Annotated in this window: 20 protein-coding genes; 11 read left to right on the top strand and 9 right to left on the bottom strand. The window is 30.0% G+C overall.

What is annotated here, in order from left to right; genetic code table 11:
• Positions 1–5: 5 nt before the first annotated feature.
• Entirely contained in the window at positions 6–269 is a 264-nt protein-coding gene (locus AAC008_RS07455; RefSeq protein ID WP_339888435.1) for a DUF4834 domain-containing protein, read from the bottom strand.
• A gap of 112 nt (positions 270–381) precedes the next feature.
• On the opposite strand from AAC008_RS07455, the gene AAC008_RS07450 reads away from it, so the two are divergent.
• The 3 genes from AAC008_RS07450 to AAC008_RS07440 are packed head-to-tail and all read left to right on the top strand — an operon-like array spanning position 382 to position 3,077.
• Positions 382–1,371 carry a transporter gene (locus AAC008_RS07450; RefSeq protein WP_339888434.1) on the top strand — a complete coding sequence of 330 codons (990 nt, stop codon included), beginning with the start codon at positions 382–384 and terminating at the stop codon, positions 1,369–1,371.
• A 15-nt stretch (positions 1,372–1,386) separates the two neighbouring features.
• On the top strand, positions 1,387–2,505 hold the full coding sequence (locus AAC008_RS07445; protein ID WP_339888432.1) for a GTP cyclohydrolase: 1,119 nt from the start codon (positions 1,387–1,389) through the stop codon (positions 2,503–2,505).
• A gap of 23 nt (positions 2,506–2,528) precedes the next feature.
• Positions 2,529–3,077, top strand: coding sequence for a GNAT family N-acetyltransferase (locus AAC008_RS07440; protein ID WP_339888431.1), 549 nt, complete (start codon positions 2,529–2,531; stop codon positions 3,075–3,077).
• Positions 3,078–3,139: 62 nt separating this feature from the next.
• Here AAC008_RS07440 and AAC008_RS07435 read toward each other — a convergent pair whose 3' ends face one another.
• Positions 3,140–4,402, bottom strand: coding sequence for a pyridoxal phosphate-dependent aminotransferase family protein (locus tag AAC008_RS07435; RefSeq protein WP_339888430.1), 1,263 nt, complete (start codon positions 4,400–4,402; stop codon positions 3,140–3,142).
• A 383-nt stretch (positions 4,403–4,785) separates the two neighbouring features.
• Here AAC008_RS07435 and AAC008_RS07430 point away from each other — a divergent pair, with 383 nt between their 5' ends.
• Positions 4,786–5,361 (top strand): non-canonical purine NTP diphosphatase, encoded by a 576-nt coding sequence (locus AAC008_RS07430; protein ID WP_339888429.1) that lies wholly within the window; start codon positions 4,786–4,788, stop codon positions 5,359–5,361.
• Here the strand turns inward: AAC008_RS07430 and AAC008_RS07425 are convergent.
• Positions 5,358–5,963 (bottom strand): trimeric intracellular cation channel family protein, encoded by a 606-nt coding sequence (locus AAC008_RS07425; protein ID WP_339888427.1) that lies wholly within the window; start codon positions 5,961–5,963, stop codon positions 5,358–5,360. The two genes, AAC008_RS07430 and AAC008_RS07425, sit on opposite strands and share 4 nt — an antisense overlap.
• 167 nt (positions 5,964–6,130) lie before the next feature.
• Here AAC008_RS07425 and AAC008_RS07420 point away from each other — a divergent pair, with 167 nt between their 5' ends.
• Together AAC008_RS07420 and AAC008_RS07415 are read left to right on the top strand one after the other, a co-directional pair.
• Entirely contained in the window at positions 6,131–8,017 is a 1,887-nt protein-coding gene (locus AAC008_RS07420; RefSeq protein ID WP_339888426.1) for a DEAD/DEAH box helicase, read from the top strand.
• A gap of 70 nt (positions 8,018–8,087) precedes the next feature.
• On the top strand, positions 8,088–8,867 hold the full coding sequence (locus AAC008_RS07415) for a carboxypeptidase-like regulatory domain-containing protein (protein ID WP_339888424.1): 780 nt from the start codon (positions 8,088–8,090) through the stop codon (positions 8,865–8,867).
• Here the strand turns inward: AAC008_RS07415 and AAC008_RS07410 are convergent.
• The 5 genes from AAC008_RS07410 to AAC008_RS07390 all read right to left on the bottom strand — a co-directional run bounded on the left by AAC008_RS07410 (position 8,862) and on the right by AAC008_RS07390 (position 14,486).
• Entirely contained in the window at positions 8,862–9,518 is a 657-nt protein-coding gene (locus AAC008_RS07410; RefSeq protein WP_339888422.1) for an RNA methyltransferase, read from the bottom strand. The two genes, AAC008_RS07415 and AAC008_RS07410, sit on opposite strands and share 6 nt — an antisense overlap.
• A gap of 122 nt (positions 9,519–9,640) precedes the next feature.
• Entirely contained in the window at positions 9,641–11,851 is a 2,211-nt protein-coding gene (locus AAC008_RS07405) for a TonB-dependent receptor plug domain-containing protein (RefSeq protein ID WP_339888421.1), read from the bottom strand.
• A 10-nt stretch (positions 11,852–11,861) separates the two neighbouring features.
• Positions 11,862–13,166, bottom strand: coding sequence for a hypothetical protein (locus tag AAC008_RS07400; RefSeq protein WP_339888419.1), 1,305 nt, complete (start codon positions 13,164–13,166; stop codon positions 11,862–11,864).
• An 82-nt stretch (positions 13,167–13,248) separates the two neighbouring features.
• Positions 13,249–13,809 (bottom strand): DUF4331 family protein, encoded by a 561-nt coding sequence (locus AAC008_RS07395; protein WP_339888418.1) that lies wholly within the window; start codon positions 13,807–13,809, stop codon positions 13,249–13,251.
• Between the two features lie 29 nt (positions 13,810–13,838).
• The gene (locus tag AAC008_RS07390; protein ID WP_339888416.1) at positions 13,839–14,486 is read right to left on the bottom strand and encodes a DUF4331 family protein; all 648 of its coding nucleotides are present in this window, start codon (positions 14,484–14,486) and stop codon (positions 13,839–13,841) included.
• A gap of 165 nt (positions 14,487–14,651) precedes the next feature.
• On the opposite strand from AAC008_RS07390, the gene AAC008_RS07385 reads away from it, so the two are divergent.
• From AAC008_RS07385 to purB, 4 genes are all read left to right on the top strand, one after another.
• Positions 14,652–15,182 (top strand): RNA polymerase sigma factor, encoded by a 531-nt coding sequence (locus AAC008_RS07385; RefSeq protein ID WP_339888414.1) that lies wholly within the window; start codon positions 14,652–14,654, stop codon positions 15,180–15,182.
• Complete coding sequence (locus AAC008_RS07380) at positions 15,175–15,957, top strand: anti-sigma factor (RefSeq protein ID WP_339888412.1); 783 nt, start codon at positions 15,175–15,177, stop codon at positions 15,955–15,957. The genes AAC008_RS07385 and AAC008_RS07380 overlap by 8 nt, the downstream gene beginning before the upstream one ends.
• Positions 15,958–16,045: 88 nt before the next feature.
• A complete protein-coding gene (locus tag AAC008_RS07375) occupies positions 16,046–16,735 on the top strand; it encodes an NAD-dependent deacylase (protein ID WP_339888411.1) in 690 nt (229 codons plus the stop codon).
• Between the two features lie 149 nt (positions 16,736–16,884).
• The gene (purB, locus tag AAC008_RS07370; RefSeq protein ID WP_339888410.1) at positions 16,885–18,231 is read left to right on the top strand and encodes an adenylosuccinate lyase; all 1,347 of its coding nucleotides are present in this window, start codon (positions 16,885–16,887) and stop codon (positions 18,229–18,231) included.
• 64 nt (positions 18,232–18,295) lie between these two features.
• Here the strand turns inward: purB and AAC008_RS07365 are convergent, their stop codons facing one another.
• Entirely contained in the window at positions 18,296–18,817 is a 522-nt protein-coding gene (locus AAC008_RS07365; protein ID WP_339888409.1) for a hypothetical protein, read from the bottom strand.
• Positions 18,818–19,116: 299 nt separating this feature from the next.
• Here AAC008_RS07365 and AAC008_RS07360 point away from each other — a divergent pair, with 299 nt between their 5' ends.
• The gene (locus AAC008_RS07360; RefSeq protein WP_339888408.1) at positions 19,117–21,348 is read left to right on the top strand and encodes a cation:proton antiporter; all 2,232 of its coding nucleotides are present in this window, start codon (positions 19,117–19,119) and stop codon (positions 21,346–21,348) included.
• Positions 21,349–21,353: the final 5 nt, after the last annotated feature.

Below are 21,353 nucleotides of genomic sequence, written 5' to 3'. Positions count from 1 at the left end.
TGTTATTAATCTACGTCTTCATAATCAATATACTCTCCTACTTTCTTCTTTTCCTGAGGATTAACCTCTGCTTGTGAAGTATCTCGAGCCGTATTTTGTTGATAATTTTGTTGCTGCCTAACTTGGTCTTCCATTTTTTGTTGCACTTTACTCATAGCTTTCTTCATAAGTATTGGTGCAAAAATTCTAATTAAGAATTTAAACAAATAATAAAATAAAACTATGTAAGCTAACGTTCTTAATAAACCTGTAAATGATGCTTCTATCATTATAATCTAATTTTAAAATTCAAAAATACGACTATAAGTACTAAAAACCCATAAATTGTTTCTTAAATTTATGATAAAATAACTACTTTTGAAAAACTTATTTAAGCCAGTTATGAAAAAATCAACACAATTTCTCCTTTTAATCTCTGTTTTATTTGTTGAATTGGCTTCTGCCCAATATACAGATGTAATTAATTCTAATCGACCAGGAAAATCCATGATGGCTTTCTCTGTTGGAAAATCGATTATTCAACTAGAATCTGGAGTTTTTGGTATTAAAGAAAATCATGACTTAATTGGTTATGATGCCAATGGTTTTGGAGTAGATTTTGCTTTGCGTTGGGGTGTTATTAAAGAAGAAATGGAAGTTGTTGTAGAAATTCAATATCAAAATGACACCTATACAAGTCCACTTGAAGAATATAAAAGAAGTGCTTTAAGAACTACCGTTCTAGGTGCTAAATATTTAGTTTATGACCCAAATAAATATTATGAACAGAAAGTTAATATTAGAAGTTGGAAGGCCAATCAAGGTTTTAAATGGAGACAATTAATTCCTTCTGTTGGTGTTTTTGGTGGTCTAAACCTAAATTTTTCTGATAATCCTTATAATTATAATTCGAAATTAATTGAAAATAAAATCAGTCCTAAAGTGGCTTTGATTACACAAAACACTTTTGGTACACGTTGGGTATTAGTTGGAAATTTAATCTACAACAAGTTTACTTCTGATTTTAAATCATTAGAATATATCGCAACCCTTACACATGGAATAAACCAACAATGGTCAGTTTTTGTTGAAAATCAAGGTTATAAAGGGGATTTATATAGTGATATTGTTTTTAGAGCTGGTGGAGCATATCTTATTTCGCCTAACATGCAAGTTGACGCTTCATTTTCTAAGAACATAAAAGACACACCTTCAATAATGTACGGTGGAGTTGGAATTTCATGGCGTTTTGATAAAAATTATCAAGAGGTAAGAATAAAATCTCCTGAAGACAGAAAGAAAGATAAAGCAAATAAAAGTGCTAAGAAAAAAGAGCCTAAATTAAATAAGAATAAAGAAAAGAAATTAAAAAAGTCTAAAGACGAAGAATAATTTCACCCAACCACAATGATTGAAATAAAAGAAGCCAAGTCAAAAAAAGAAATGAAAGATTATGTCATGTTTTCTTTCGAATTATATAAAAATAATCCCTATTGGATTCCACCAATTATTGCAGAAGAATTAGAAACTTTTGACAAAGATAAAAACCCAGCTTTTCAAAGTGCTGAAGCGCATTTTTATTTAGCTTACAAAGACAGCAAAATTGTTGGTAAACTAGCAGCAATAATTAATTGGGATGAAGTAAAAATTGCTGGAAAAAGTAAAGTCCGTTTTGGCTGGTTTGATGTTATTGATGACATTGAAGTAACTAAAGCTTTGCTAGAAAAAGTTTACGAATTAGGTAACAAACATAATTTAGAGATGGTTGAAGGGCCAATTGGTTTTTCTAATCTAGACAAAGTTGGAGTACTAATTGAAGGTTTTGACCAAGTAGGTAATATGGTGACTTGGTATAGTTTGCCTTACTATAAAGACCATTTTGAAAAATTGGGCTTAACAAAAGAAAAAGAATATATTGAAAGCAATTTTTCGTTTAGTAACATCAATCCAGAACCTTTTCAAAAAGCTAGCGCTTTAATCAAACAACGCTACGGTTTACGATGTCTTAATTTTACTAAAACAAAAGACATAATGTCTTATGTAGACAAAATGTTTGATTTGTTTAATGATACCTATGCAAAACTTCAATCATTTGTGGCTATAAATGATGTTCAAAAAGAATATTTTAAAAAGAAATACATTAGTTTCATAAATCCTGAATTTATCAAATTCATAGTAGATAAAGATGATAAAATGATTGCTTTTGCTATTGTTATGCCTGGATTTAGTGAAGCTTTAAAAAAAGCAAATGGTAAGTTGTTTCCTTTTGGATTTTATCATTTATTAAAAGCTAAAAACAATTCAAAAGAGGTTGTTTTCTATTTAATTGGTGTTGCTCCTGAATATCAAAGTAAAGGTGTAACAGCTATTATTTTTGATGAATATTATACTGTTTGTCAGGCAAAAGGTATTGAAACTTGCGTAAGAACACCAGAATTAGAAGAAAATACAGCTATTCAAAATCTTTGGAAAAATTTTAATACTAAAATTACCAAACGGAGAAGAACGTATAGTAAGAAATTATAAGCAATCTAAGAAAACAAGATGAGATGATAAAATTTAATCCTTTTCCCGAAATAAATTCAAAAAAACTTATTCTTAGACAAATATTGGAAACAGATTATGAAGCTATTTTATATCTACGTTCTGATGAAACAATCAATAAATTCATTGAAAGACCAGAAAACAGAAAAACTAGGAATAGTTCTGATGCTATAAAATTCATCCAACAACTAAATGAAAATATTGAAACAAACAAATCAATTTCTTGGGGAATAACTTTAAAAAATAACCCTAAAATTATTGGAACAATCTGTTTGTGGAATTTTTCTGAAAACCATAAAGTAGCAGAAGTTGGATATGATTTAGAACCCGATTTTCAAGGAAAAGGAATAATGAGTGAATCGTTAAAATCTGTACTCGAATATGGATTTAAAAATCTAAATTTAGATATAATTGAAGCCTATACTCATCAAAAAAATGAGAATTCTAAAACTTTATTAGCAAGAAATAACTTCAAACTTATTTTGGGTAAAAAAGATGAAGGGAACCTAAACAATGTAATTTTTGAAATAAAAAACCCAATACTAAATAAATAGCATTGGGTTTTTTTAAGCGACTTTCTGAAAATCTAAAATCCAAATATCAGAAAATCTATAATTTACGCATCCATATCAACCTTAGTTGCATCTGCAATTTTTCTATAAGTTCCGTTAACTAATTTTTCTCTAATAATTTCAAAAGCACTTAAAGTAGTTTCAATCTCTTCTAAAGTATGAGAAGCCGTTGGAATCATTCTCAACAATATAATTCCTTTTGGAATAACAGGATAAATTACTATCGACAAGAAAATACCATAATTTTCTCTTAAATCGTTTACCATAACCATTGCTTCAGGTACACTTCCTTCAAGATAAACTGGAGTTACACAAGTATTAGTATCACCAATATTAAAATTTCTTGCTCTTAAACCGTTTTGTAAAGCATCTACATTCACCCAAAGTTTATCTTTTAAACCTGGATTATCTCTTAATAATTGCAATCTCTTCAAAGCACCAACAGTTTGAATCATTGGTAATGATTTAGCAAACATTTGAGAACGTAAGTTGTATTTTAAATAATCAATAATTTCTTTATCAGCAGCTAAAAAAGCTCCAATACTTGCCATAGATTTAGCAAATGTAGAAAAATACACATCAATTCCATCTTGACAACCTTGCTCCTCACCTGCTCCAGCACCAGTTTTACCTAAAGTACCAAAACCATGAGCATCATCAACCAATAAACGGAAATTATATTTTTCCTTCATGGCAATAATTTCTTTCAATTTTCCTTGTTGACCACGCATTCCAAAAACACCTTCTGTGATGAATAAGATTCCACCACCAGTTTCAGTAGCCATTTTAGTAGCACGTTGCAGGTTTTTTTCCATACTTTCCAAGTCATTGTGCTTGTAAGTAAAACGTTTTCCCATGTGCAAACGCACACCATCAATGATACATGCATGTGAATCTACATCATAAACAATAATATCATTTTTAGTAACCAAAGCGTCAATACATGACATAATTCCTTGATAACCAAAGTTTAACAAATAAGCCGATTCTTTTTGTACAAAAGCTGCTAATTCATTTTCTAATTGTTCGTGCATATCAGTATGACCACTCATCATACGAGCACCCATTGGATAAGCAGCACCATATTGAGCAGCAGCATCAGCATCAGCTTTTCTAACTTCAGGATGATTTGCTAAACCCAAATAGTCATTAATCGACCAGTTAAGCACCTCTTTTCCTTTAAACGTCATTCTTGGACCAAGTTCACCTTCCAATTTTGGAAAAACAAAATAACCCTCAGCTTGCGATGCCCATTTTCCTAATGGACCTTTATTTTCTTGTATTCTTGCAAATAAATCTTTTACCATAATATCTTAAAATATAGTTTTAAAAACTCGGCAAAAGTACAAATAAAAAAAAGTTTATGCTAATTTATTTTTAGGAGTTTGCAAAACATCAAAATTTATTAAAAAACACTAACCAACTGTTTTGCAACGCGCTATACACTATATCTTTTATAATTTATTTATTTTATCAAAAAAATAAATTACAAAAGGATGCCGTTTCTATCACTAACTCGAAAAAAAGAATAAAAAATTAGATTTATATTAAATAATGAATGTATATTTGCACCCGAACGACACAGCAATGTGGTTACACGTTCATCATGAAAGTCGATCGCTCCAGATCGGCTTTTGTACTTTATAGTAAGTTCTGTTTCTGAAAATCCAATATCTGAAAATCTAATATCATGAAACTCGTTTTCGCTTCCAACAACAAAAATAAAATCAAAGAAATTCAGCAAATGCTACCTGAATCGATTACTATTTTAAGTTTAGAAGACATTGGTTGCACAGAAGAAATTGAAGAAACTGCTGATACTATTGAAGGGAATGCAATCTTAAAAGCAAATTATGTCACAGAAAAATATGGTTACGATTGTTTTGCAGATGACACAGGTTTAGAAGTTGATGCTTTAAACGGTGAACCAGGAGTTTATTCGGCAAGATATGCAGGAGAACAAAAGGATTCTAATGACAATATGGATAAGTTACTTTTCAATTTGGAAAACAAAAGCAACAGAAAAGCTCAATTTAAAACCGTAGTTGCTCTAAATCTTAACAAAGAACAGCTTCTTTTTACTGGAATTGTCAAAGGAAACATCATCAAAGAAAAAATTGGAACTCAAGGTTTTGGCTATGACCCCATTTTTGCAGCAGAAAATGATACTCGAACATTTGCGCAATTATCAATGAAAGAAAAAGCAATCATAAGTCACAGAGGAATCGCAGTTAAACAACTTATAGATTTTCTTTCTAAAGTTTAACCTTTTTTATACAGCGAAGGCAAATACCATTTGTATTTCACAGCTAAAAGCCTAAAAGAAATCATAAACAATGATGTTATTACATACAAAACATCATGATTTAAATTTATTTTTTGCAACACAAAGAACATAATTCCTCCAAAAATACATACAGTTGCATAAATTTCTTTTCTAAAAATAACTGGAATTTCATTACAAAGTATATCTCTAATAACACCGCCAAAACTTGCAGTTATTGTTCCAAGTGCTATACATATTATTGGATGCAATCCAAATTTAATTCCTTTTTCTATTCCAATTATGGTAAAAACACCTAATCCTATTGAATCAAACAGAAACAAAGAAATTCTCAATTTTTCTAAATGTCTTTTAAAAAATATGGTTATAAAATAAGCTAACACAATTATATATAGATAAGTTAGATCTTCCATCCAGCCTACTGGGGTTTTACCAATAAGCATATCTCGCAAAGTTCCACCTCCTAGTGCAGTAACAAAAGCAATAATAAAAACGCCAAAAGCATCTAATTTTTTATTTAATCCAGACAAAACTCCAGAGACCGTAAAAACAAAAACACCTATAACATCTAAAATTTGAAACATTTCTAAAAACAATTAATTAAAAGCCAACAAAAGTAGATAATATTTTACTTTATAAAGTATCAATTATGTCAAATTTAAAGATTAAAAGTACTGAAATTGAACATTTTACAAACAATTAGCATATCTCACTTATAATCAGTACCTTTGCACTCAATTTAAAAATACTTATGAATAAATTTGAACAATTAGGTCTGAATGAATCGTTACTGCTGGCGATTAAGGATCTAGGATTTGAAAATCCGTCAGAAGTGCAAGAAAAAGCGATTCCGGTTTTATTAGAAAAAAACACAGATTTAGTTGCTTTAGCACAAACAGGTACAGGGAAAACAGCAGCATTTGGTTTTCCAGCAATCCAAAAAATTAATGTAGAAGATAGAAACACTCAAGTTTTAATCTTATCGCCAACTCGTGAGCTTTGTTTGCAAATAACAAACGAAATGAAGAATTATGCAAAATACATTAAAGGTTTAAACACCGTTGCAATTTATGGTGGTGCAAGCATTTCAGAACAAGCAAGAGAAATTAAACGTGGAGCACATGTAATTGTAGCAACTCCAGGTAGAATGCAAGACATGATTAATCGTGGGTTGGTTAACATTAAAAACATAAATATTTGTGTTCTTGATGAAGCCGATGAAATGTTAAACATGGGATTTTATGAAGATATAGTTTCTATATTATCAGATACTCCAGAAGATAAAAACACATGGTTATTCTCTGCAACAATGCCTGCTGAAGTAGCACGTATTGCTAAAAAGTTTATGAAAGATCCAGCAGAAGTTACTGTAGGACACAAAAATGCAGGATCAAAAACTGTATCACATGAATTTTATGTAGTAAATGCTCGTGATAGATATGAAGCCTTAAAACGTTTAGCCGATTCAAATCCAGATATATTTTCTGTGGTTTTCTGTCGTACAAAACGTGATACACAATCTGTTGCTGAAAAATTAATTGAAGATGGTTATAACGCTGCTGCTTTGCATGGAGATTTATCTCAAGCACAACGTGATGGAGTTATGAAATCTTTTAGAGGTAGACAAATTCAAATGCTTGTAGCTACTGACGTTGCTGCTCGTGGAATTGACGTTGATGATATTACTCACGTAGTTAATTATCAATTACCAGATGAAATTGAAACTTATAATCACCGTTCAGGTAGAACTGGTCGTGCTGGAAAATCAGGAACTTCAATAGTAATTATTACTAAAAGTGAATTGCGTAAGATTTCATCAATTGAAAGAATCATTCAACAAAAATTTGAAGAAAAAACTATTCCTTCTGGAATTGAAATATGCGAAATACAATTATTGCATTTAGCTAATAAAATTAACGACACAGAAGTTGATCATGAAATTGACAACTATTTACCTGCTATTAATGATGTTTTATCTGGATTAGATAAAGAAGAATTAATTAAAAAAATAGTTTCTGTAGAATTCAATAGATTTTTAGAATATTACAAAAAGAAACGTGATTTATCTGGTTCTGGGGAAAGAAGTGAAAGAAATAGTTCTGAACCAAGAGAATTTAAAGCTGGTGATGATGTAAGGTATTTTATCAACATTGGATCTAGAGATGATTTCGATTGGATGCAGTTAAAAGATTTCTTAAAAGAAACACTTGACTTAGGTCGTGATGATGTTTTCAAAGTAGATGTAAAAGAAGGTTTCTCTTTCTTTAACACAGACGCTGAACACATGGAAAAAGTTATGTCTGTAATCAACGGTTACGACATGAACGGAAGAAGAATCAACGTTGAAATTTCTAAAAACGAAGGTGGTGGCGGAAGAAATTCTGGAAGAAGAGATCACAACGGAAGAAGTTCTGGTGGTGGAAGAAGTTCTGGTGGTGGATTTAGAGGAAGTCGTGACGGTGGAAATCGTGATGGTGGAAGCAGAAATTTCACTAAAAGAGATTCAAGTTCTGGAAGTGGTGAAAGAAGAAGAAGTTCTTCATCTTCATCAGATGCTCCAAAAAGAGAAAGAAGAAGCTCTGAAGGAGAATCAAAAGGATTTTTTGAAAAAGCTAAACGCTCAAGAAGAAGCGAATAAATAGTTAATATTCTTATAAAACTGCAAAATATCTCTAATTGATTCGTATTTTTGAATCAATATTTAAAATATGAGATATTTTGTAGTTTTTTTATGCCTTTTTGTTACCTCTTTTGGTTTTTCTCAAACTAAAAATGATACTATAGCGACTGTTGAAAAAGTTAAAGGTACAGTCGTAAATATTGAAACATTACTTCCAATGAATAATGTGCATGTTATTAACACGACTCAAGTAAAAGGTTCTGTTACAAACGGTAGCGGACAATTTGAAATAGAAGGCGTTGTAAATGATACTATAATTTTTACTTACTTAGGTTTTGAAACTGTAAAAACAGTAATCACAAACGACTGGATTAAAAATAGCACTACAAAAATTAAACTTACCGAAAAAATTTATGTCTTAGACGAAATTAAGCTTTCGCAATACAATCTTACTGGTTATTTGGAAGTTGATACTAAAATCATTCCGGTTAACGAAAATTACAGAGCAAACATTGCTGGTTTACTAGCTGCTTATGAAGTTGGTGACCGTTCTCCAAATGCTTTAGGAAGAGTTGTGCGTTCAGTTTTAAATCCTGCAGATTTTTTATATAATACGTTTAGTAAAAAAACTAAGGAAATGAAAAAGCTTAAAGAAATGAAAGCTAATGACGACATTAGAAAACTTTTAGCCACTAAATATGACAGAGAAACCTTAGCTTCTTTATTAGAAATTAGTAAAGATGATATTCCATTAATTTTAGAAAAATGTAATTATTCGCAAGACTTTATAAAATCTGCCAATGATTTACAAATTCTTGATGCAATTAGTGGTTGTTATGAAGAATATAAAATGTTGAAGCGTTTATAGATTTTCATAAAACCTACCTTCAACATTCTTAATGTCTTTTATTGTTTTTCTAGCCCAATCAATACGTTTTTCAAGTAATTCTTCATCCGATAATTGCCATTCAATATTTGAATTACGCAATCTATTTGTAATATCTTGAATGATAATTGCTGCTGAAACCGAAATATTCAAACTCTCAGTAAATCCAACCATTGGAATTTTTAAATAACCATCGGCTTGTTGCATTACCTCATCGGATAATCCGTCGATTTCTGTACCAAAAAAAATAGCAGATGGTTTAGTAATGTCAAAATTTTCTATTGTACATGATTCATTATGAGGCGTTGTAGCAATTATTTGATACCCTTTTTGCCTTAAAGAATCAATACAGGCCTGACTAGAAGAATGTTCATTAATATCTACCCATTTTTGAGCACCCATTGCAATTTGCTTATCAATAGCTTTTCCAAATCTTTGCTCTACAACATTTAATTCTTGAATACCAAAAACTTCACAACTGCGCATTACAGCACTTGTGTTATGCATTTGAAAAACATCTTCAACCGCAATTGTAAAGTGCTTTGTTCTTTTTGATAAAACATCTAAAAAACGTTGTTTTCTATTATCAGTAAGAAAACCTTCTAGGTAAGTAAGTAAATCTAATTTTTCCATTTGGTCAAAGATAGATAATTCGGTTTTATTACAAAAAAAAACGTCAGCTTAAGATGAATAAACATTACTTAAACTGACGCAAACAAAATAAAAACTAATCTATAATAATCACCTACTGACTACTAAAAATTATATCCAATCTTTATTTTTGCAAAAAATGGTGTTCCAGGTGTAAAATGTATTTCTTCAACCGATTGTGTTTCATTTTTCAATCTTGATTCGGTTAAAAATTGTGTTTCATTCCATTTTGTGTTGAAAATATTTTCTACAACTATTCCTATGTTGAAATTATTTATTTTATAATTCACATTAAAATCGGAAACAAAATATCCTTTTGCAACTACTGAATTATCTTCATTTGCTGCTCTATCTCCTAAATATCTATATTTAATTCCAGCTGAAAAACCTTTGTAATCTTTTAACGTAATTCCTCCAGTAGAAGAAAATTTTGGAGCTAATGGAATATATTCTTCATAATTATCTCCTGTTCTTGCAAACGCATAATTTCCATCAAAATCAGCAAAAACATAATCACTTAATTGGTATCTAAACCCTAAATCAACACCATAACGTCTTGATTTTCCTGAAGCTTCTACTACTCCAGCATCACCAACATAGACAAATTCTTGTTGTGAATATAAAGTCCATAAAGCTGTATTTACAATCAAATTGTTGGTTGGTTTCCATACATTTCCAACATCAACTCCAAAAACACTTGGCACAACTTCTTTATCTTCTTGTAAGGCTACTCTTGAATCATTAGAATGAAATCCAAAACCAGATTTAATAAAATATTCTACATTGTTATTTTGAGAATAACTCAAGTTTAATTTCGGAGAAACTTTAACTGCTGTAGTTGACAAGGTTTTAAACATTGGTTCTAAAGCATCTTGGTAATTGAATTTGAAATAATCTAATCTAACGGCCGGAGCAATTTTAAATTTATTGAATTTGAATTCTGAATTAAAATAACCATACATATTTGATTCGTCAATATCACCTAATTGAATGTTTTCAAGAACTTCTTGTCTGTTTAAAGTTCGAGATAATTCTATTCCATCAATTTCATCCGCTCTAAATCCTACTCCACTTTGTAAGGAAACAACTGAATTATCTAAAAATATTTTTTTATTGAATTCTGTATTTGCTCCAAATAAATTACGGCTTTCCTTTTGCTTAATTTGATCACCATTTAAAGGATCAACTAAGAAAAATGTAAAATTTGAAAAAAGCGTAAAATCATATTTTGAGTAAAACACATTTGTTTTTACATAGGTATTTTCGTCTATAGATTTTTGATGAGAAACGATGAAATTTGTTCTACTAGTAAAACCACCTTCTGTATCATCAACAGCACCAAATCTTGATATTGTTCCGTTTTCAACTAAACGATTTGGAATTTGTCCTGAAGCATCCCAACGACTTGTAAATCGTGAAGCTTGTAACGTTAATTTTGACGAATTATCTAATTGCATATTATACTTTCCAAAAATATTAAATCGGTTAAAGTTTTGAGGCGAATCAAAAGGTCCATCCGTTAAAATGTATTCTGTCGCTATGTAAGCGTTTTGTTTTTTATTAGTTTCCAACAGATTAAAAAGTCCAACCATACGAGTTGTATTAAATTGTCCAGCTTCTAAACTAATCGAACTTGACTCTAATTTATCTTTAGTTTGAAAACCAACGTAACCTGCTGTTGCAAAATTTCCTTGATTGGCTTTATAAGGTCCTTTTCCAAAATCAATTTTATTTACCGTTTCTGGAATTATGAAATGTAAATCCGAATATCCTTGTCCGTGAGCATGAGAAACCATATTAATTGGCATTCCATCTACACTTAATGCAACATCAGTTCCGTGATCTACATCAAAACCTCTTAAAAATATTTGTTCTGCTTTTCCACCACCTGCATGTTGACCAATAAATAAACCTGGCACTTTTCTAAGAATTTCTTGAGAAGAGTTTACTGGGTTTGTCATTAAATCAATTTTTGCGATGTTATTGGTTGTATTTATTCCTGAACTTAAAACCACTTCATTTAATTGAATGATATCATCTTCTAATGTAATTGATAGTCCTTTATTAACATCATCAACAGAAACAATACTAGTTTTATATCCTAATTTGCTGATTCGTAAAACATCTCCATTATTCGTTTTTTCGATACTAAACTCACCTAAATCATTAGTATGTGAATGTGAATCTGAATTTAAATTTATGATGTAAGCCTCACTTAAAACACTTTCATCAGAATCTATAATTTTCCCTTTCGCTATTTGTGCTGAAACTATCGAGTAACAACACAACAGCAATACTGTTATATAAAATTTCATGACGATTAGTTTATAAGTTCTTGATTTTGTTTTCTAAAGTTGGACCTAATTCATAAATGCTTCCTAATAATTCTTTTTTCATGGGAACAATTTCAGCTGTTCGAGAGTTTGCTTTTAGAATTTCTGCATTATGATAAACGATTGTAGGTTCAAATGATTTTCCAATAGTATATTTCTGAATTATTTCAAGTGCTTTTTCTTTTTCACCAATTTTAAAATAAGTCCAAGCTAATAAATCGTAAGATTCAGGAGTGGGTCTATTTTCAATTTCTTTTTGTGCTATTTTTATGGCTGCATCAACTTGATTTGTGTTTTCAGCCATAAGTAAAACATTGTATTTGTTGTACATATCACCGTAATCATGAGAAGCTAAAATTTCGTTATATTTATTAATTGCTTTAGTTTCTTCAACTTTATTATTTTGAAATTCTGCAATTTCAGCTTTCAATAAATACAAGTCTGGCACTAAATGTTTTGATTCAATAGCATTTATAATTTCTAAAGCCTGTTCTGGGTTTCTTTCGTGTGAGAATGAAATCCAAGCAATTCCTTTTAAAGCATAAGTGTTGTGGTTATCTTCTTCTAAAGTTTTTAAATAATATTTGTATGAATCTTCAATTCTACCAGCATGACCATAAAAATCTCCAATATTTGAATAAACCCATATTTTTAATCCTTTATTATTTTCGTCTTCAGCAATTTTCAAAGCCTTTTCCATTGAAGAAATAGCTGTATCTAAATCACCTTTGTGATCATTCCATTTTGCTGAACGAATTAAATAATCAAAATCATTAGGTAATTGAATAGCTGTTAATTTTTCTTTAGCTAAATCATAGTTTCCTAATTCCATGTAAACATCAAAAAGCATTTTTTGAGTTCCTATTTTATTTTCTCCAAGTTCATCTGCTTTTTCTAAATGTGTCAAAGCTTCTTTAAAACGGTGTTGAGAAATATAGTTACGAGCAATTGCTCTGTGAATTCCTGCATTTTGTTCCACAAATTTTTCATTTGCTTCTAGTAATAATTTTTCAGCTTTGTATAAATCATCAATTTTTCCTGATATTTCAAATAATTGAGAATATTGTGAAGCTAATGTGATTAAATAAGAAGATTGGTTAGGTGCAGCATCAAATTTCGTTTGCCAAAACTCGATTTCTTTATTTATGTCTTGTAATTTTTTATTATCATTTACTTCTAAATAAGCTTTATAATCTTCTTTATTAGTAACTTGATTTGAAATTTTAGAAGTACAATTAGATAAAACTAATGGTATTACTAAAAGTAAAGTCAGTTTAATTATTTTATTAGTTTTCATTGTAGGTAGGTTTTTATTTTGTTTTATTTTGTTTGAAAATAAAAGAGCGTAATTAAAAACTACGCTCTTTTAAAAGGTAATTCTACCAAGGAGATGCTAAGTATGGGAAAGACGATAAAAACGTTTTATCATTTGAACCTACATTATCCGAAGTTAATCCTGGATTTGCTGTAGCATTTGGTCCACCAAAAATTAAGATTAATTCAACATCAATTACGTCATCTGCCAATGCTCTACCAGTTAAAACGTTTGTACCATCAAAGAAAGTCGTTGGAGCTGTTGTAGAAACATTTAATACATCAGTAGCTAAAACACCTGTAAAAGTTGGAGCATCTAACCCTAATAAATTTGTAGAATATCCTGGGTTTAAAGCTAAAAGTCTCGATTGAAAAGCTGATTGAAAATTAGCTCCCATTGTTGAAGGTGTAGTAGTATTGAAACTATCTTTATTTCCAGAACTCACAAATACTGTATTAATCGCTGGTCTACCCATTTGATCTTGTTGAGCATAAGTTCCACTAAAATCAATTTGTGTTTGTATATCAGTAGATTGTAGAGCAACACTATCATCATCACTACATCCAACAAATAAAGTAGCAGTAAGAATTGTAGCCGTAGCCAATATGTTTTTTATTGTTTTCATAATATTATTGTTTTAAGTATTTTTAAAAATTATTTTTTCTTAGTTTCAACCCAAGTGTTTAAAGTACCTGTTCCACCTAAAGTAGATTTAGGAACTTCAACAACTATTGACATTACATTTGAACCTGCAAAAGTATCTGTTCCAGGATTATTAAATGAAGTCGCTGTTCCACCAATTATAGCTGAATATTGGCCAAAGTCAAAAAAGAATGGATCATCACGTAAACCTGCAAACATTTTTGCTCCATTGTTTGAAGTAATAATTGCTTCACTTCCATATGGAGTAATAGATATACTTCCTAAAGGGCTTTCAGTTTTAACCATACTAGATGTTCCTGGAGTTCCTGGTGCTACTGGACCAAAGAAAAACATTACTCCATTTCTTGGAATTGCTTGAATTACTAAATCTTCAACATTGTCTCCATTGTTATCAATGTTAAATTCTACCATCACATTTTCATCAAAAGATGCAGAAGAACTTGCTCCTGGAGTAATTAAACCTTGAACATTTGCTACAAACACCATATTGTCTGTATTTGCACCTTGAAATGCATAGAAATCAGTAATGTCTGATTTTCCACCTTGAACAGCTGGAGCATCAATGTGATCCGCTGCAATTAAAGTAATCGCTAAAACTCCTGTTAAAGCCAACCCTAATAAAATTTTTGATTTTTTCATTTTGTTAGTTTTTAAATTATTAATTTATTTTTTCATCATTATTAAATGTATGCGATACACATTTTAATAATAGATTTATAACTACAGTTACGAGATAACTTTCTTTTTGGTTTTAAAAAAAGCAAAAAAAACTTAATCTTTATTTTTTTTACTACATTTACCGTCATGGAACAAGAAGAATTAATAAAGGAATTACTAAAAAAAGATGATAAATCTTTTACTCTATTATATGACAACTATTCAAAAAGTCTATTTGGAGTGATTTATAATCTTATTAGAAATACAGAAGAAGCCGAAGATGTGCTTCAAGAAGTATTCGTTAAAATTTGGAAAAACATAGATTCTTATAATGAATCTAAAGGACGTTTATATACATGGATGCTTAATATAGCTAGGAATACATCCATTGATAAATTACGTTCTAAAAACTTTAACAACAGTCAAAAAAACTTATCTGCCGATAATTTCGTACATGTACTTGAAGATAGCTCGAGAACAACCAGTAGAATCGATGCCATTGGTATTAAAGAGTTTATCATGAAGCTGAAACCAAAGTGTGTACAAATAATTGATCTTTTGTTCTTTCAGGGCTATACCCAACAAGAAGCGTCAGATGAATTAGAAATGCCATTAGGTACAGTGAAGACAAACAATAGAAATTGTATGAACGAATTAAGAAAAATGATCCATGACTAGTAAAGAATATATCGAATCTGGAATTTTAGAATTATATGTTTTTGGAAAACTTTCCGAAGCAGAAAATAATGAAGTCCAACAAATGATGGCAGATTATCCTGCTGTAAGACAAGAAGTAATTGCCATTGAAGACACTGTAATTGATTTATCACAAAGCGTTGCCCCTAGACTATCTGCAACAAATTATGAGAAAATTAGAAATCAGATCTTAGAAAAACGCAAAGTAATTGACATGAAACCTAAATCAGGTTGGGCAACTTATATTGGATGGGCAGCTGCTGCAGTACTTGTAGTTGGATTTGGATTACAATTCAATAAACTAAATGAATCTAATCAAGTTATTGATAAATTAGGAGCTGAAAAATCAGTTATGCAAGAATCAATAGTTGACTTAGAATTAAAGAAAAAAGAAGCTGAAACTGTTTTAGCCATTGTTCGAGATAATAACAATCAAGCTATTGCCTTAGCCGGACAAGCTGTTGCTCCAGAATCTTATGCAAAAGCCTATTATAATAAAGTAACAAAAGAAGTTTATGTTGATGTGGCTGGTTTACCTGCTCCTCCAGAAGGAAAGGTTTATCAAGTTTGGGCATTAAAATTAAGTCCTTTAACGCCAACAAGTATTGGGGTTTTAGACAACTTTACTGCTGATAATTCAAAAGTTTTTAAGGTTGATAACGCACAAGATGCAGAAGCATTCGGAATTACATTAGAACCAGCTGGCGGAAGTATATCTCCAACATTAGAACAATTATACACTTTAGGTAAAGTTTAAAACCTTTCAACGATTATTTAAAATCTCTCATTATAATTCTAATTATTCTGAGGGATTTTTTTTTAACTTTATATCAAAATCGTAGCAAATGAAAAAAATTGTAGTACTTACTGGAGCTGGTGTAAGTGCCGAAAGTGGCATTAAAACCTTTAGAGACGCAGATGGTTTATGGGAAGGACATGATATTATGGAAGTTGCTTCTCCTATTGGATATCTTAATAATCCTGAATTAGTTCTTGATTTCTATAACAAACGTAGAAAACAACTTTTAGAAGTAAAACCAAATTTAGCCCACATCATTCTAGCTGAATTAGAAACTGATTTTGACATCACAATTATAACCCAAAACGTAGATGATTTACACGAACGTGCAGGAAGTACAAAAGTGATTCACTTGCACGGTGAGCTTTTAAAAGCTAGAAATGAACAAGATATAAACTCAATAATTGAATGGAAAAAAGATATTATTCTAGGAGATTTCGATAGTAATAACATCCAATTGCGTCCACACATTGTTTGGTTTGGAGAAGAAGTGCCAGAAATTGAAAGAGCTATGGAAATCTTAGAAGAAGCCGATTATTTAATAGTTATTGGAACATCATTGCAAGTGTATCCTGCTGCTGGATTGATTAATTATGTTTCTGAAGATGTATTAGTTTATTATATTGACCCAAAACCAGCAACAATTTATGATTTAGATAATCCTTTAAAAGTAATTCCGCTTTCTGCAACAGAAGGAATCAAGATTGTTCGTGAGGAGTTGAAAAGGTTGAAATAATTTTGGGTTATAGGTTATAGTTTAGTTTGAAATACTAAATTGCTTTCTTACTATTAAAATTACTTAGTTATAAAAAGTTTTGAACTTATAACTCATAACTTACAACTTATAACTAAATTTGCATTTCTTTACATCACAACACAAAAAAAATGCAAAAACTTACAGAACTAAACGCTATTTCTCCAATTGATGGACGTTATAGAAACAAAACAAAATCATTAGCACCTTATTTTTCTGAAGAAGCTCTTATTAAATATAGAGTTTTAGTAGAAGTAGAATATTTTATTGCTTTGTGCGAATTGCCTTTGCCTCAACTTGAAAGCGTTGACGTTAAGAAATACGAAGCTTTGCGTGATTTATACAAAAATTTCAGTACAGAAGATGCACTTTGGATTAAAGAGACTGAAAAAACTACAAATCACGATGTTAAGGCTGTTGAATACTTTATCAAAGAAAAATTTGAAGCTTTAGGGTTATCACAATACAAAGAGTTTATCCATTTCGGGTTGACTTCTCAAGACATTAACAACACTGCAATTCCACTTTCCACTAAAGAAGCGTTTGAAGATTGTTATTTACCAACTTTAATTTCATTAGTTCAAAAATTAAAAGAATTAAGTATTGAATGGAAAGATATTCCAATGTTAGCAAGAACGCACGGACAACCAGCTTCTCCTACTCGATTAGGAAAAGAAATCTTAGTTTTTGTAGAACGAATAGAAGAACAAATGCGTTCGTTATTCAATGTGCCTTTTGCTGCTAAATTTGGTGGAGCGACAGGAAATTATAACGCTCACAAAGTAGCTTATCCAAACCAAGATTGGAAACAATTTGGAACTGATTTTGTAGAAAATGCTTTAGGCTTACATCATTCATTTCCAACTACACAAATTGAACATTACGATCATTTTGCAGCGTTTTTTGATGCTTTAAAGCGTATTAATAATATAGTTCTAGATTTAGACAGAGACATTTGGACCTATGTTTCTATGGAATATTTCAAACAAAAAATTAAAGCTGGAGAAATTGGTTCCTCAGCAATGCCACATAAAGTAAATCCAATTGATTTTGAAAATAGTGAAGGAAATTTAGGAATTGCTAATGCGATTTTCGAACATCTTTCAAACAAATTACCAGTTTCTCGTTTACAAAGAGATTTAACGGATAGTACAGTTTTGAGAAATATTGGCGTTCCAATAGGTCATACTTTAATTGCTTTTGAAGCGACTTTAAAAGGTTTAAACAAATTGCTGCTAAATGAAAGTAAATTTGCAGAAGACTTAGAAAAGAATTGGGCTGTTGTTGCAGAAGCAATTCAGACCATTTTAAGAAGAGAAGCTTATCCAAACCCTTATGAAGCTTTAAAAAATTTAACAAGAACAAATACGGTAATCAATAAAGAATCTATTCACGCGTTTATTGAAACGTTGGATGTTTCAGATGAAATTAAAACCGAATTAAAACAAATTACTCCAAGTAATTATTTAGGTATATAAATAGACTTTACTTAGAACTTTTAAAATCCTGTTATTCATTTAGCAGGATTTTTTTTACCTAATTTTAAAACACTAAAGACCAATTATGAGGTTCTTGAAAATCTTTAGTCATTTTTTCAACGGTCCAAAAAATAAATTTTTCTAATTTAGTTCCAATAATATTAATACGATCTTTTTGCATCAAAATTTTTTCAGAAGTAAAGTATTCTTTTTCAAAGATTAATTTTTTAGAATTTAAATCATAAACATATATCTTACTATTTAATTCTCTATACAGTCCTTTTTCTGGTGCATATGAAATTTCTGGTGTTATGTTTTTTATTAAAGATAATTCAATTGTAATTAAATAATCATAATCTAATTGTTCTTTATAAAGGCCCAATACATCTTCTATTTTTGTATTAGAATTTTGAAAAGTCATCACATTATTAAAATCTAAAATACAATCTACTTTTTCTGTTTTATTACTTAGATTATCTTTAAATTCTTTAATAATTAATTCCTCATAACTTTTATCAATTTTATTTAAATATGGCTTATCAATTAACCACTTTCCTTTTAATGGATTGACATCTAAAGGCCTCATTAAAATTTGAGATCTATATTTATAATTTAAACTATTACAAGAATTTAGTGTAAATAAACATACTAGAAAAAAAGTACAAAAAATTATATATCTCACTGGTTAAATATTTTTTATAAAAGTAAAAAATATAATTTGTTTAAAAAATTATGCTATTGATTTAGTAGTATACTTTTTATTTATAAATTCAACAAACCACTTAGCATTACTTGTGGATTTTTTTATTATATTAGAATGTTAATTTTTTGCAAATCAATTGTAGCAAAAGAAGCAAAATATTATTTTTATCAAAACGAAAAAAAATGCCGATATCTCTAGTTGCGACAACTACTGTTCATATACCAAATTTAATAAATGATTTAGGATTAATTCTGATAACAGCAGCAATTGCTGTGTTGATTTTCAGAAAATTAAAACAACCTTTGGTTTTAGGATATTTAGTTGCAGGGTTTTTAGCCAGTTCACACTTTTCATTTTTCCCATCTGTAAAGGACACGAACAGCATAACTGTTTGGGCAGAAATTGGTGTAATATTTCTTTTATTTAGTTTGGGACTCGAATTTAGTTTCAAAAAACTACTAAAAGTTGGAGGTACTGCTTCTATTACAGCATTAACTCAAATCGTCTCCATGATTATTTTGGGTTATTATGCCGGAAAATTTATGGGTTGGAACGAAATGAACTCTATTTTTTTAGGTGTAATATTATCCATTTCGTCTACAACAATTATTTTGAAAGCTTTTGATGAATTAGGAGTAAAATCTCAAAAATTTACGGGTAACGTAATTGGTGCTTTAATTGTTCAAGATATTGTAGCCATTTTAATGATGGTTTTACTTTCAACCATTGCAGTAAGTCAACAGTTTTCTGGTACAGAATTGATACAATCTTTGTTTAAATTAGGCTTCTTTTTAATCATTTGGTTTGTATCTGGAATCTTTTTTATTCCAACTTTATTAAAAAAATTAAAACCTCTTTTTACAGATGAAACACTATTGATAATCTCATTAGCGTTATGTTTATTTATGGTGATTTTTGCTGCTGGTGTCGGATTTTCTCCAGCGTTAGGTGCTTTTATAATGGGTTCAATTATTGCTGAAACAAATGAAGCTGAACATATAGAGCATCTAGTAAAACCTGTAAAGGACTTATTTGGAGCTGTTTTCTTTGTATCTGTTGGAATGTTAATAAATCCTGATACGTTAATAGAATACGCATTTCCAGTAATGATTTTGACTTTAATTACCATTTTTGGTCAATCTATAACTTCCACTATTGGAACCATAATTTCTGGTCAACCTTTAAAAGAATCCATTCAGACTGGAATGAGTTTATCGCAAATTGGTGAATTTTCGTTTATTATAGCAACACTTGGTGCTTCGTTAAATGTCACTAGTGATTTCTTGTATCCAATTGTTGTTGCCGTTTCAGCAGTCACAGCATTTACAACACCTTACATGATAAAATACTCAACTCCAGTTGCTGGTTTTATTGAAAAGAAATTACCTAAAAGATGGGCTAAACGAATTGAGATTTATAGTGCCAATGCGCAAGCCATAAAAACGGTTAGTACTTGGAGAAAAGCAATTAAAGAATATGTTTTTCAAGTAGCTATTCATTCGATTATATTATTAGCAATTATTCAATTGTCTAAAAGATTTTTAATGCCATTAATGGATGATTATAGTTATGGAAATATTGTTACAGCTGTTATAACGTTCATTATTATTGCACCATTTCTATGGGCTGTATCCTTACGTAGAATTGCTACAGAAGAAGTACAAGAATTATTAAAAAACAAAAAGCATCACGGTCCAATTTTAGTCCTAATCTTCATTAGAATGGTAATTGGTTTATTTTTTATTGGAATGATGTTAAACAACTTTCTTTCACCAGGAATTGCAGTTTTAGCTTTTGTCCTTTCTGTTGTAATTATTATGTTATTTCCAAAAAAAATTAATAAACTATATTTAAAAATTGAAAATAGATTTGTCAAAAATTATAATCAAAGAGAGCTTTCTGTTAAAAAAATAAATCGAAATAATTTATCACCTTGGGATGGTCACATGGCAAATTTTCTAATTGTTCCAGAATCTGATTTGGTTGGGAAACCTTTGGAAGAAATTAAAATTAGAGAAGATATTGGAGTTAATATTGCTTACATAAAACGTGGTAATCTACACATTAATGTTCCTACAAAATATGAAAAACTTTATCCAAGTGATGAAATTTATGTAATAGGAACAGACATTCAAGTTAAAGAATTTGGTGACTATTTAAAAAAACACGAATTTAAAGTACTTCATGAAGAAGATTCAGATATTGTATTACAACAATTTGAATTAGAACAACAAGATTTTATCGGAAGAACCATTAGAGAATCTGAATTAAGAGAAAAAACAAAAGGTTTAGTTGTTGGTGTAGAACACAACGGAAAACGAATTCTAAATCCAGAATCTAATTTTATTTTAAGTAAAAATGATGTTATTTGGGTAGTTGGTGATCGCAAAAAGATTGCTGCTTTTTTTGGATAATTCAC

The sequence above is a fragment of the uncultured Flavobacterium sp. genome, assembly GCF_963975515.1.
In the GTDB taxonomy this organism is placed as follows: Bacteria; Bacteroidota; Bacteroidia; order Flavobacteriales; family Flavobacteriaceae; genus Flavobacterium.
This window is presented reverse-complemented; position numbering and strand designations above follow the sequence as displayed.

What these genes read in the sequence shown, in the direction of transcription:
- AAC008_RS07455 (WP_339888435.1), bottom strand. Translation starts at nt 269, where the DNA reads ATGATAGAAGCATCATTTACAGGTTTATTAAGAACGTTAGCTTACATA.
- AAC008_RS07450 (WP_339888434.1), top strand. Translation starts at nt 382, where the DNA reads ATGAAAAAATCAACACAATTTCTCCTTTTAATCTCTGTTTTATTTGTT.
- AAC008_RS07445 (WP_339888432.1), top strand. Translation starts at nt 1,387, where the DNA reads ATGATTGAAATAAAAGAAGCCAAGTCAAAAAAAGAAATGAAAGATTAT.
- AAC008_RS07440 (WP_339888431.1), top strand. Translation starts at nt 2,529, where the DNA reads ATGATAAAATTTAATCCTTTTCCCGAAATAAATTCAAAAAAACTTATT.
- AAC008_RS07435 (WP_339888430.1), bottom strand. Translation starts at nt 4,402, where the DNA reads ATGGTAAAAGATTTATTTGCAAGAATACAAGAAAATAAAGGTCCATTA.
- AAC008_RS07430 (WP_339888429.1), top strand. Translation starts at nt 4,786, where the DNA reads ATGAAACTCGTTTTCGCTTCCAACAACAAAAATAAAATCAAAGAAATT.
- AAC008_RS07425 (WP_339888427.1), bottom strand. Translation starts at nt 5,963, where the DNA reads ATGTTTCAAATTTTAGATGTTATAGGTGTTTTTGTTTTTACGGTCTCT.
- AAC008_RS07420 (WP_339888426.1), top strand. Translation starts at nt 6,131, where the DNA reads ATGAATAAATTTGAACAATTAGGTCTGAATGAATCGTTACTGCTGGCG.
- AAC008_RS07415 (WP_339888424.1), top strand. Translation starts at nt 8,088, where the DNA reads ATGAGATATTTTGTAGTTTTTTTATGCCTTTTTGTTACCTCTTTTGGT.
- AAC008_RS07410 (WP_339888422.1), bottom strand. Translation starts at nt 9,518, where the DNA reads ATGGAAAAATTAGATTTACTTACTTACCTAGAAGGTTTTCTTACTGAT.
- AAC008_RS07405 (WP_339888421.1), bottom strand. Translation starts at nt 11,851, where the DNA reads ATGAAATTTTATATAACAGTATTGCTGTTGTGTTGTTACTCGATAGTT.
- AAC008_RS07400 (WP_339888419.1), bottom strand. Translation starts at nt 13,166, where the DNA reads ATGAAAACTAATAAAATAATTAAACTGACTTTACTTTTAGTAATACCA.
- AAC008_RS07395 (WP_339888418.1), bottom strand. Translation starts at nt 13,809, where the DNA reads ATGAAAACAATAAAAAACATATTGGCTACGGCTACAATTCTTACTGCT.
- AAC008_RS07390 (WP_339888416.1), bottom strand. Translation starts at nt 14,486, where the DNA reads ATGAAAAAATCAAAAATTTTATTAGGGTTGGCTTTAACAGGAGTTTTA.
- AAC008_RS07385 (WP_339888414.1), top strand. Translation starts at nt 14,652, where the DNA reads ATGGAACAAGAAGAATTAATAAAGGAATTACTAAAAAAAGATGATAAA.
- AAC008_RS07380 (WP_339888412.1), top strand. Translation starts at nt 15,175, where the DNA reads ATGACTAGTAAAGAATATATCGAATCTGGAATTTTAGAATTATATGTT.
- AAC008_RS07375 (WP_339888411.1), top strand. Translation starts at nt 16,046, where the DNA reads ATGAAAAAAATTGTAGTACTTACTGGAGCTGGTGTAAGTGCCGAAAGT.
- purB (WP_339888410.1), top strand. Translation starts at nt 16,885, where the DNA reads ATGCAAAAACTTACAGAACTAAACGCTATTTCTCCAATTGATGGACGT.
- AAC008_RS07365 (WP_339888409.1), bottom strand. Translation starts at nt 18,817, where the DNA reads ATGAGGCCTTTAGATGTCAATCCATTAAAAGGAAAGTGGTTAATTGAT.
- AAC008_RS07360 (WP_339888408.1), top strand. Translation starts at nt 19,117, where the DNA reads ATGCCGATATCTCTAGTTGCGACAACTACTGTTCATATACCAAATTTA.